This window comes from Streptomyces boncukensis (assembly GCF_011045075.1).
In the GTDB taxonomy this organism is placed as follows: domain Bacteria; phylum Actinomycetota; class Actinomycetes; order Streptomycetales; family Streptomycetaceae; genus Streptomyces; species Streptomyces boncukensis.
Genome location: NZ_JAAKZZ010000257.1, coordinates 1 through 10,458 on the forward strand (window position 1 = coordinate 1; position 10,458 = coordinate 10,458).

Sequence of the window (10,458 nt, forward strand, 5' to 3'; positions counted from 1 at the left end):
CAGCGGGCCGGGAGAACACAGGAGTCCATCCGGCGCCCACGCGGCCACCGCGAAACCCATCCACATCAGTCAGTCCAGCAGCCCTTCACGGGGCTGCCCTGGAACCGCCTACTCACGAATTAGGAGTCCACCATGCCCGAGGTCTTCATCAACTACCGCACCGGAGACGGGGACAAGACCGCCGCCGCGATCGAACGTGAGCTGTCGCACCGCTTCGGCAGCGAGCAGATCTTCCGGGCCGGCAAGTCCATCGGCCCGGGCGAGCTCTTCGACGACACGCTGCTGCAGAACGTACGCCGGAGCAGTGTCCTGCTCGCCGTGATCGGGCCCCGCTGGCTGGACGCGCCGGACGCCTCGGACCGCGGACGCCGGGCGCTCGACAACAGGGACGACTGGGTCCGCAGGGAGATCCTGGAAGCGATCTCCTGCGGCGTCCAGGTCGTCCCCGTGCTCGACGGGCGGACCATGGCACGGCTCGACCGGACGGCACTGCCGGCCGCGCTCGCCCGGCTCGCCGACCGCCAGTTCCTGCGTCTGGACATCCAGCGCGGCTCGGTCGACTTCGAGCACCTGGGCAACGAACTCGCCCGGCTCGTCCCGCGGCTGGCGGAGCTGGACCGGACGCGTGCGGCCGGTCCGCCGCCCGCACCCCCCGGCGGGAGCGCGAACACCACGGGCGATGTCAGCGGACCCGTCGTCCAGGCCAACGGCGACCTGCGCGGCCAGGTGGCCGGAACCGTCATCAACAGCCCGACCGGGCCCGTGCACGCGGGGCAGGGGGACCTGAACCCCCGCAGCGTCCGCTTCGAAGGAGCCGTCGGCAACTACGTCGAGCATGTCGAGAACGCCGGTGACAGCAGCTTCAGCCCGGACATCGGCCACCGCCCGCGCCGCCGTACGGACGACGAGGACGACGCATGAACGGCGGCACCCCGTTCACCGGCCCGTGGGTCACCGACTCACGGGGCCCGGTCCACGCGGGACAGGGCGATCTGTACGTCCAGATACTCCAGGAAGCCGGCATCGACGTCAGCCGCCCGGGCCCCGATCCGCGTCAGGTCACGGACGACGAGCTCGCCCGGCTCGCCCGGCGCTTCGTTCCGCCCGGCCACCTCGCACAGGCCCATGACACGCTGCAGACCCACCGCATCGCCCTGGTCACGGGCGACTCCGGGAGCGGAAGGCGGTGTGCCGCCCTGATGCTGCTCGACGGCCTGCCCCGGAGCACGGGCCGCTTCCACGAGCTGCTGGACCGCGGGGAGGACGGCGGCGGCAGGGCGCTCGACCCCGGGGACGTCGGCGACGGGGACCGGCTGCTGCTCGACCTCGTCCACCTCGCACGCGAGCGCCGCGACGCCCTCCTCAGGGAGCTGGGCGGCTTCATGGCGACCGTACGCGAACGGAACGGATACCTGTCCGTGGTCCTGCCCCCGGACCGCGAGTTCACGCTGTCGCCCGAGCTCTTCTCCCTCGCCGTCCGCATCGTGCGGCCCCCGGCGCGGGATGTCCTCTTCTGCCACCTGCGGGAAGAGGGCATCCGTGCCGACGCGGGGGAGCGCGGGGAGGAGAGGCTCACACAGTTCCTGGAGCGCGCCAGCATGGAGCGCGTCGGCACCCTCGCCGTCCACATCCGGCGGGCCCGGCAGTACGAGGGGGAGGGCGCCGGGTTCGGCTCCTGGCTGACGACCGCCCTCACGGCGCTCTCCCCCACCGACACCGAGATCGCCGAGAGGCTGCGGCAGGCGGGCGACGGGCGGCAGCGCGCCCTGCTGCTGGCGGCGGCCTTCCTGTACGGAGCCCGCGCCGACGCCGTCAGCCACGCGGCCGACGAGCTGGTGACGCAGGCGAACCACCCGGCGGTCGCCACCCCGCCCCTGGCACACGAACCGCTCGCCACCCGCCTGCACACCGTCGGCGCGAGCATCCGCGACGGAGGACGTGTCTTCCTGCGGGAGCTGGACCGCGACCGGACGGTACGCGCCCACGGCTGGGACAACTTCCCTGCCCTGCGGCCCGCACTGTACGAGTGGGTCGCCCGCATCGCCGCCGGGCACTGGCTGACGCGGGACGAATCTACCGCGCTGGTGACCCGCTTCACCGAGCAGTGGCTCCGTACGGAACCGCCCGAGCCGCTGGGGAAGCTGGCCCGGCGATGGGCCGGGGACTCCTCGCCCCGCACTGGGCGCCCGGCGGCGGCACAGCTGCTGAGGGACGCCGTGGTACACGAACGGCACGGAGGCTGGTTCCGGCACCAGCTGTACGACTGGGCCTGCAACAGCACACTGGACCCCGGGCTCGCGCACGTCCTCGTCGGCGTCTGCGCGACGGACATGCTGGCACGCTATCCCGACCAGGCGATGATCCGGCTGCGCCACCTCGCCTGCCACCAGCAGCCCTCGGTCCGGAAGGCCGCGCACGTGGCACTCGCCGGTGCCGTCCGCGAGGACGACCGGCTCTACCGGCGGCTCCTGGAGCGCCTGAGACCCGGCCCCGCGCCCCGCGCCGCGGCGGACGCCGAGCTGTTCCTGCACGTCGCGGAGCCGGCGCGGCTGGTCACCCGCTCCCCGCGCGCAGGCCCGCTGATCGCCTCTCCCGCGCTGCGCGACCAGTTCGCCGTGCTGTGGGGCTCCGCACGGGACCGGGCGCCCCGCGAGCACTGGGCGGGACGCGAGCTCGACTGGTTCGACACGGCCGCCGCCGAAGGGCCGCACAGCGCGCTCCTGCTGGACGTCCTCGCCGACTCCTGCGGGGCCGACACGCACGCCGTCAGCCGCCTCTACGTGGCGGCCCGCGACTGGGCGGCCGGCTCCCCGGCGGGCCGGCGGCCCGCAGCCGCCCGCACCGTGAACCGGCTGCAGAACAGCGCCCGCGCCGCACTCGGCATCGGGCTCCGACGACCCTCCGTATGATCCGGGAGACAGCACGATGAGTTCCGGCCACAGGACGCTGACGGTCTTCCTCTCCGTCATCACCGGGCTCTTCCTGGCCATCGCCGGCCTGTATGCGCACTGGCCGCCCTGGGGATGGGCCACCGCGGGCGCCGCGCTGGCGGGCGGGGCGTATCTGGCGGGGAGACTGTCCACACCCCGCGACGATCCGCTCGCCCGGTCGTACGGCCCGGAGCCGGACGTGCCGGTGCCGCCTCGCGAGAACCGCGAGCAGCGCGTCCAGGACGTCGCGCTCTCCAGCTCGGAGCCCGACTACGACTTTCTGTTCTCCGCCACCATCCGCTGGTGCCCCGTCGAGACGCGGCCCCACGCGCCGCCGATCAGTCCGGGCGGGCTGGCGGTCGGCGCGGCTCTGGACTGGGCCCGACACATCACGGCGAAGCTGCCACCGCACCGCCACTCCCTCGCGCAGCACCAGCTCGAAGGCGCTCTCGGCACGATGCGGCCCGACCCCACGGGCCGTCTGCTGGTGATGGCGGAGAACATCACGCTCGCTTTGGCCGCCGAGGACAGCGAGCGGCTGAACCGGCTCTCCACGGTCCGCAAGGACGAGGCGCTGTGGGAACACGAACGCAAATGGGAGCGCAGCAAACGCGCGTACCTCGGGGACGATGTGCTGCGCGACACGGGCAGCGCCGTCGTGTGGTGGCTGGCCAGGAACGACGACCAGATCAAGAGGACCGTGGACGACATCGGCGTCCTCGCCCAGCTCACCTCGGCGGCCAACAACCGGAACGTTCCGGACGAGTTCCGGCACATGGCGCCGTACCCGGGGCCGGTCAGCGCGCCCTCCGAACCCGGGCTCCCACACGCGGAGCCGCCTGAGACGGACGGGGCCGGCCCGGAGGCCCCGCCGCCGGACGCGGCGGACGTGGCGGACGCGGCGGACCACTTCGGCGAGATGCTGCGGAGCGTGGGACTGCGCCCCGGGGACGACCGGGGTGCGTTCATCGCAGGGGAGACGGCCGACATGTTCGTTGCCTTCGGATACGCCGATGAGGCCCGGCGTATCCGCGAGCGATTCGACACCCCGCCGCCCGGACCCGCCGGCGAGAGCGGGGACGCCGGTCCCGGGCCCGCCGGGGACCCGGCAGCCCCCGAGGGACCCGAGGACGCAGCCGCGTGAATCGCGATCGCACATGCCGGGGCCCGGCACCCCGCCAGCGTGGGATGCCGGGCCCCGGCATGAAGCCGAAGGGGGCGGCTAGATGCCGACCGCCTTGCGCAGCGCGTCCACACGGTCCGTGCGCTCCCAGGTGAAGTCCGGGAGGGAGCGGCCGAAGTGGCCATAGGCAGCCGTCTGGGAGTAGATCGGGCGCAGCAGGTCCAGATCGCGGATGATCGCGGCCGGGCGGAGGTCGAAGACCTGCGAGATGGCCTGCTCGATCTTCTCGACGTCGACCGCGGCCGTGCCGAAGGTCTCCACGAACAGACCGACGGGCTCGGCCTTGCCGATCGCGTAGGCCACCTGGACCTCGCAGCGGCCGGCCAGGCCGGCCGCGACCACGTTCTTGGCGACCCAGCGCATGGCGTACGCCGCGGAGCGGTCGACCTTGGACGGGTCCTTGCCGGAGAAGGCACCGCCGCCGTGGCGGGCCATGCCGCCGTAGGTGTCGATAATGATCTTACGGCCGGTGAGCCCGGCGTCGCCCATCGGGCCGCCGACCTCGAAGCGGCCGGTGGGGTTGACGAGCAGGCGGTAGCCCTCGGTTTCGAGCTTGATGCCCTCGTCCACGAGCGCCTTCAGCTCGGGCTCGACCACGAACTCGCGGATGTCGGGCGCGAGCAGCGAGTCGAGGTCGATGTCGGCGGCGTGCTGCGAGGAGACCACGACGGTGTCCAGCCGGACCGCCTTGTCACCGTTGTACTCGATGGTGACCTGGGTCTTCCCGTCCGGGCGCAGATAGGGGATGGTGCCGTTCTTGCGGACGGCCGAGAGCCGCTCCGAGAGCCGGTGCGCCAGCATGATGGGCAGCGGCATGTACTCGGCGGTCTCGTCGCAGGCGTAGCCGAACATCAGGCCCTGGTCGCCCGCGCCCTGCTTGTCGAGCTCGTCCTCATCGCCCTCGACCCGCTTCTCGTAGGCGGTGTCCACGCCCTGGGCGATGTCGGGCGACTGCGCGCCGATCGACTCGGAGACACCGCACGAGGCTCCGTCGAAGCCCTTCTTCGACGAGTCGTAGCCGATGTCCAGGATCTTGTTGCGTACGAGCGCTCCGATCGGCGCGTACGCCTTCGTCGTCACCTCGCCGGCCACATGCACCTGGCCGGTGGTGATCATGGTCTCGACGGCGACCCGCGAGCGCGGGTCCTCCTTGAGGAGGGCGTCGAGGATGGTGTCGCTGATCTGGTCAGCGATTTTGTCAGGGTGACCCTCGGTCACTGATTCCGAGGTGAACAAGCGGCGCGACACATCGCTCCCTGGGGTTGCAGCGGCTGCTGGCTGAGCATTTGCGGACCGGATCGGGGGCTGCGCCCAAGCACGGTCCGCGGCCAGTTTATCCATCCTCCGGGGATTCCAATCACTGACTCTCGAACTGCGAGACGACTGTGACCTGCCCAAGTCGAACTCCAGCACAGGCGAGGACGGCCACCAGATGGAGATATGTAGTGGGTTGTCGGTTATCGACAGCGTCCGTCAAGAGCGCATTTTCGGCCCCGTACGGTGATTTCCGGCCTACTCGGGAAACCGTTTGGCAACGAGGTCCCAGATGGTGTCCGCAAGCGCTTCCTTCGGCCCGTGCGGCACCGGCGTCTCGCTGCCGTCGGCGCCCAGCACCACGGCCTCGTTCTCCTCCGCCCCGAAGGTCCGGCGCTCCCCCACCTCGTTGACCACGAGCAGATCGCACCCCTTGGACGCCAGCTTGGCGCGGCCGTGCGCGAGCACGTCGTCGGTCTCGGCGGCGAATCCCGCGACCACCTGCCCGGGGCGCGGCCGGGCGGCCGCGAGCTCGGCGAGAATGTCCGGATTCCGCACCAGCGCCAGCGGCTCCGGCTCGGCGCCGCCGTCCTGCTTCTTGATCTTTCCGGCGGCGTAGACGGCGGGGCGGAAATCGGCCACCGCCGCCGCCATGACCACCGCGTCCGCGTCCCCGGCCGCCGCGCGCACGGCGTCCCGCAGCTCCAGCGCGGTGCCGACGGGCACCACGTCCACACCCGCGGGGCCGGGCAGCGCGCTGTTCGCGGCGACCAGCGTCACCCGGGCGCCGCGGGCCGCGGCGGTGGCGGCGAGCGCGTAGCCCTGCTTGCCCGAGGAGCGGTTGCCCAGGAAGCGCACCGGGTCCAGCGGCTCGCGGGTGCCGCCCGCGCTGACCACGACATGCCGCCCGGCCAGGTCGGCCGTGCTGCCGCCGCGCGCCAGCACCCGGCGGCACACCGCGTAGATCTCGTCCGGGTCCGGCAGCCGGCCCTTGCCGGTGTCCACGCCGGTCAGCCGGCCGGTCGCGGGCTCGATGACCAGGGCGCCGCGCCGCCGCAGCGTGGCGACGTTCTCCCGGGTGGCCGGGTGCTCCCACATCTCGGTGTGCATCGCGGGCGCGAAGACGACCGGACAGCGTGCGGTGAGCAGGGTGTTCGTCAGCAGATCGCCGGCCAGCCCGTGGGCGGCCCGCGCGAGCAGGTCGGCGGTGGCCGGGGCGACCACCACGAGGTCGGCCTCCTTGCCGATACGCACATGGGGGACGTCCTCCACGGACTCCCACACCTCGGTGGCGACGGGGTGCCCGCTCAGCGCCGCCCAGGTCGGGGCGCCCACGAAGCGCAGCGCCGAGGCCGTCGGCACGGGCCGCACATCGTGGCCGCTCTCGGTCAGCCGCCGCAGCAGTTCACACGCCTTGTACGCGGCGATGCCGCCGCTCACCCCGAGCACGACCCGCGGCTTGCCCTCGCTCTGTGTCACTCGTCACTCCCCACACGCGATACGGATGACTCCATGACACACCAGGGGCCCGGCAGCCGCGCTGCCGGGCCCCTGACGAGGGCTGATGCGCCGCTACGGGGCGACAGGCGCCGGCGGGGCCTCGACGGCCTCGGAGGTCAGCAGGCCGGCGTTGATCTCGCGGAGTGCGATCGAGAGCGGCTTCTCGTGGACATGGGTGTCCACCAGCGGGCCGACGTACTCCAGCAGGCCCTCACCGAGCTGGGAGTAGTACGCGTTGATCTGGCGCGCGCGCTTGGCGGCGTAGATCACCAGGCTGTACTTCGAGTCGGTGGCCTCAAGCAGCTCATCAATCGGCGGATTGATGATGCCCTCGGGCGTGGAGATGGAAGAGGACACGCTCTGCCTTCCGGAGGGTGGGTCGTGAAAACGATCGGATTGAGCGAGTCAATCGATGCTCATCAAGGCTAGCAGCTCGGCGCTGACCTCCTCGACCGAGGTGTTGACCAGGGTCGTATCGAACTCCTCCTCGGCCGCCAGCTCGGTGCGGGCGGCCTCCAGACGGCGCTCGACGACGTCCGGCGCCTCGGTGCCCCGGCCGGTGAGCCGGCGCACCAGCTCCTCCCAGCTCGGCGGGGCCAGGAAGACGAGCCGGGCTTCCGGCATCGCCTCCCGGACCAGGCGGGCACCCTGGAGGTCGATCTCCAGCAGGACGGGCTCGCCCCGCTCCAGATGCTCCAGGACGGCCCGCCGGGGCGTGCCGTATCTGTTGCCCGCGAACTGCGCCCACTCCAGCAGCTCGCCATTGGCGATCAGCTTGTCGAACTCCTCGTCGTCGACGAAGAAGTACTGCACCCCGTGCTGCTCACCGGGGCGGGGCCTGCGCGTGGTGGCCGAGACGGACAGCCAGACCTCGGGGTGCGCCTTGCGCAAGTGCGCGACGACCGTGCTCTTGCCGACCCCGGAGGGGCCGGAGAGCACGGTCAGCCGCGGCGTGCCGACCGGGGGTGCCGGGGTCTCCCCCCGGGGAACTGCGGAACTCATGCAGTGATTATCCCGGCTCACGGGAGTGCCCGTGACCCCATCAAGCGTTGCTGCCGAACTCGCGTTCCAGTGCGGCGATCTGGTTGGTGCCGAGTCCACGCACACGACGGCTCTCGGAGATCCCGAGACGCTCCATGATCTGCTTGGCGCGCACCTTGCCGACGCCAGGCAGCGACTCAAGCAGTGCTGAGACCTTCATCTTGCCGATGACATCGTTCTTCTGGCCCTCGGCGATGACCTCGTGCAGGGAGGCGCCGGAGTGCTTGAGCCTGCTCTTGACCGCGGCGCGCTCCCGGCGAGCCGCGGCGGCCTTTTCGAGCGCGGCTGCGCGCTGTTCAGGGGTAAGGGGCGGAAGAGCCACGCCTACGTCACCTCGGAAGTCGAACTGTTGGATACGGATCGGTGAGGAACCTAGTAGCCCTACACCTGCGGAGCAACGAGCAACGCGCCTGTTCGCGGTGCTCTCGACGGAGACTAGCGGCCGTTGGCTCCACAGTCAGGGAGAACAGGCGAAAAGTCCAGGTCAGACTCCGTTGAACCAGACATTTCCGGGCATATTGCTCGGATTTTTCCGGCTCACCCGACCGCGATCCGCACCTCGTCCGCAAACCGGGCAGCGGAATGGCGTAGTCCGGATACCTGTGGCCCCTGTTTCAGCACGCCCCGGCTGACGCTCGGGACCACCTGCCGCACCGCCCCGCCGAACACCGCGGGCAGGTCCGCGGGCGCCGCGCCCTGCGCGCCGATGCCGGGGGCGAGCAGCGGACCGTTGAGGGCCAGCGGGTACGCTCCGAGATCGCCCAGGGTCGCGCCGACGACCGCCCCGAAGGAGCCCAGCGGCTCGGCGCCGGCGTTCTCCGCCGCGAGGTGCCGCAGCACGGTCGCGGCGACCGTGGAGCCGTCGGCGCGCACCGCGCGCTGCACCTCCGCGCCCTCCGGGTTGGAGGTGAGCGCGAGCACGAAGAGCCCCGACCCGCCGGCCCGTGCCGCGTCCAGCGCGGGGCGCAGCGCCTCGTAGCCCAGATACGGGCTGACGGTGAGCGCGTCCGCGAACAGCGGGCTGTCCGGGTCCAGGAAGGCGGCGGCGTACGCGGCCATCGTCGAGCCGATGTCGCCGCGCTTGGCGTCCATCAGCACCAGCGCGCCGGCCTCCCGCGCCTCGGCCACGGCCCGCTCCAGCACGGCGATGCCGCGCGAGCCGAAGCGTTCGAAGAACGCCGCCTGCGGCTTGAGCACCGCCACCCGGTCGGCGAGCGCCTCCACCGCCGTCCGGGTGAACCGCTCCAGCCCGCCGACGTCGTCGTTCAGCCCCCACTCGCGCAGCAGCGCGGCGTGCGGGTCGATGCCCACGCACAGCGGGCCGCGGGTGTCCATGGCGCGGCGCAGCCGCGCGCCGAAGGGCTCGGGGGGCTCAGGGAGCTCCGGGGGCTCGGGCTCCGTCATGCGGTCACCTTCCTGTGCTCGGCGCCGACCGCCTCGGCCAGCGTGGCGTACGGGCTGGCCGCGAGCCGCTCGGCCAGCCCGCGGTGCAGGCCGCGCATCCACAGCGGCCCCTCGTACACGAACGCCGAGTAGCCCTGGACCAGGGTGGCGCCCGCCAGGATGCGCTCCCAGGCGTCGTCCGCCGTGGTGACGCCGCCGGCCCCGACCAGGGTGAGGCGGTCGCCCACCCGGGCGTAGAGCCGGCGCAGCACCGTCAGGGAGCGCTCCTTCAGCGGCGCTCCGGACAGCCCGCCGGTCTCGACGACGGTCCGCGGATCGCCCCGCAGGCCGAGGCCCTCGCGGGCGACGGTGGTGTTGGTGGCGATGATGCCGTCCACGCCCAGCTCGACGGCGAGGTCCGCGACGGCGTCGACGTCCGCGTCCGCGAGGTCCGGGGCGATCTTCACCAGCAGCGGCACCCGGCGCTCCGGGACCGTGCGGTCGGCTGCCTCGCGCACGGCGGTGAGCAGCGGGCGCAGCGCCTCGGTCGCCTGCAGGTTCCGCAGCCCGGGGGTGTTCGGGGAGGACACGTTGACGACGAGGTAGTCGGCGTGGCGGGCCAGCGCCCCGGCCGAGGCGACGTAGTCCGCGACGGCCCCCTCCTCCGGGACCGCCTTGGTCTTGCCGATGTTGACGCCGACGGTGGTGCGGAAGACGGCGCGGCGGGCCGCGAGCCGGGCGGCGACGGCGGCGGCGCCGTCGTTGTTGAAGCCCATCCGGTTGATCAGCGCGCGGTCCTGCACCAGGCGGAAGAGCCGCTTGCGCGGGTTGCCGGGCTGGGCGTGGCCGGTGACCGTGCCGACCTCGACATGGTCGAAGCCGAGCATCGCCATGCCGTCGACGCCGGTGGCGTTCTTGTCGAAGCCCGCCGCCAGGCCGAGCGGCCCGTGCATGCGCAGCCCCAGCGCCTCGACGCGGAGCTCCTTGCGGCGGGGGGCGAGGAAGGCGGCGGCGAAGGTGCGCAGAACGGGGACGCGCGCGGCGAGCCGGATCCAGGCGAAGGCCAGGTGGTGGGCCCGCTCCGGGTCCATACGGCAGAACAGGAGGCGGAAGACGAGGGCGTACATGGGTGCGGGGTGCGCCTTTCGTGGTGAGTGCGGCGGCGGG

At 72.4% G+C, this 10,458-nt stretch carries 10 protein-coding genes; 3 read left to right on the plus strand and 7 right to left on the minus strand.

The features are described 5' to 3' along the window. Positions 1 to 132 precede the first annotated feature (132 nt). The 3 genes from G5C65_RS22305 to G5C65_RS22315 are packed head-to-tail and all read left to right on the plus strand — an operon-like array spanning position 133 to position 4,074. Entirely contained in the window at positions 133 to 921 is a 789-nt protein-coding gene (locus G5C65_RS22305; protein WP_165300686.1) for a TIR domain-containing protein, read from the plus strand. Next, the gene (locus tag G5C65_RS22310) at positions 918 to 2,909 is read left to right on the plus strand and encodes a hypothetical protein (RefSeq protein ID WP_165300687.1); all 1,992 of its coding nucleotides are present in this window, start codon (positions 918 to 920) and stop codon (positions 2,907 to 2,909) included. Before G5C65_RS22305 ends, G5C65_RS22310 begins: the two co-directional genes overlap by 4 nt. 16 nt (positions 2,910 to 2,925) lie before the next feature. After that, on the plus strand, positions 2,926 to 4,074 hold the full coding sequence (locus G5C65_RS22315; protein ID WP_165300688.1) for a hypothetical protein: 1,149 nt from the start codon (positions 2,926 to 2,928) through the stop codon (positions 4,072 to 4,074). 78 nt (positions 4,075 to 4,152) lie between these two features. On the opposite strand, the gene metK is transcribed toward G5C65_RS22315, so the two are convergent. The 7 genes from metK to G5C65_RS22350 all read right to left on the minus strand — a co-directional run bounded on the left by metK (position 4,153) and on the right by G5C65_RS22350 (position 10,418). Further along, the gene (gene metK / locus G5C65_RS22320; protein WP_165300689.1) at positions 4,153 to 5,361 is read right to left on the minus strand and encodes a methionine adenosyltransferase; all 1,209 of its coding nucleotides are present in this window, start codon (positions 5,359 to 5,361) and stop codon (positions 4,153 to 4,155) included. Between the two features lie 264 nt (positions 5,362 to 5,625). Continuing rightward, positions 5,626 to 6,846 (minus strand): bifunctional phosphopantothenoylcysteine decarboxylase/phosphopantothenate--cysteine ligase CoaBC, encoded by a 1,221-nt coding sequence (coaBC, locus tag G5C65_RS22325; protein ID WP_165300690.1) that lies wholly within the window; start codon positions 6,844 to 6,846, stop codon positions 5,626 to 5,628. 93 nt (positions 6,847 to 6,939) lie between these two features. Then, positions 6,940 to 7,224, minus strand: coding sequence for a DNA-directed RNA polymerase subunit omega (gene rpoZ / locus G5C65_RS22330; protein WP_165300691.1), 285 nt, complete (start codon positions 7,222 to 7,224; stop codon positions 6,940 to 6,942). A gap of 48 nt (positions 7,225 to 7,272) precedes the next feature. Further along, the gene (gene gmk / locus G5C65_RS22335) at positions 7,273 to 7,869 is read right to left on the minus strand and encodes a guanylate kinase (protein ID WP_165300692.1); all 597 of its coding nucleotides are present in this window, start codon (positions 7,867 to 7,869) and stop codon (positions 7,273 to 7,275) included. Between the two features lie 40 nt (positions 7,870 to 7,909). Continuing rightward, complete coding sequence (gene mihF / locus G5C65_RS22340; protein ID WP_165300693.1) at positions 7,910 to 8,230, minus strand: integration host factor, actinobacterial type; 321 nt, start codon at positions 8,228 to 8,230, stop codon at positions 7,910 to 7,912. Positions 8,231 to 8,445: 215 nt separating this feature from the next. Then, positions 8,446 to 9,312 carry an orotidine-5'-phosphate decarboxylase gene (pyrF, locus tag G5C65_RS22345; RefSeq protein WP_165300694.1) on the minus strand — a complete coding sequence of 289 codons (867 nt, stop codon included), beginning with the start codon at positions 9,310 to 9,312 and terminating at the stop codon, positions 8,446 to 8,448. Continuing rightward, positions 9,309 to 10,418 carry a quinone-dependent dihydroorotate dehydrogenase gene (locus tag G5C65_RS22350; RefSeq protein ID WP_165300695.1) on the minus strand — a complete coding sequence of 370 codons (1,110 nt, stop codon included), beginning with the start codon at positions 10,416 to 10,418 and terminating at the stop codon, positions 9,309 to 9,311. Before G5C65_RS22350 ends, pyrF begins: the two co-directional genes overlap by 4 nt. Between the last annotated feature and the right edge of the window lie 40 nt (positions 10,419 to 10,458).

What these genes read in the sequence shown, in the direction of transcription:
- pyrF (WP_165300694.1), bottom strand. Translation starts at nt 9,312, where the DNA reads ATGACGGAGCCCGAGCCCCCGGAGCTCCCTGAGCCCCCCGAGCCCTTC.
- G5C65_RS22315 (WP_165300688.1), top strand. Translation starts at nt 2,926, where the DNA reads ATGAGTTCCGGCCACAGGACGCTGACGGTCTTCCTCTCCGTCATCACC.
- G5C65_RS22310 (WP_165300687.1), top strand. Translation starts at nt 918, where the DNA reads ATGAACGGCGGCACCCCGTTCACCGGCCCGTGGGTCACCGACTCACGG.
- gmk (WP_165300692.1), bottom strand. Translation starts at nt 7,869, where the DNA reads ATGAGTTCCGCAGTTCCCCGGGGGGAGACCCCGGCACCCCCGGTCGGC.
- G5C65_RS22350 (WP_165300695.1), bottom strand. Translation starts at nt 10,418, where the DNA reads ATGTACGCCCTCGTCTTCCGCCTCCTGTTCTGCCGTATGGACCCGGAG.
- G5C65_RS22305 (WP_165300686.1), top strand. Translation starts at nt 133, where the DNA reads ATGCCCGAGGTCTTCATCAACTACCGCACCGGAGACGGGGACAAGACC.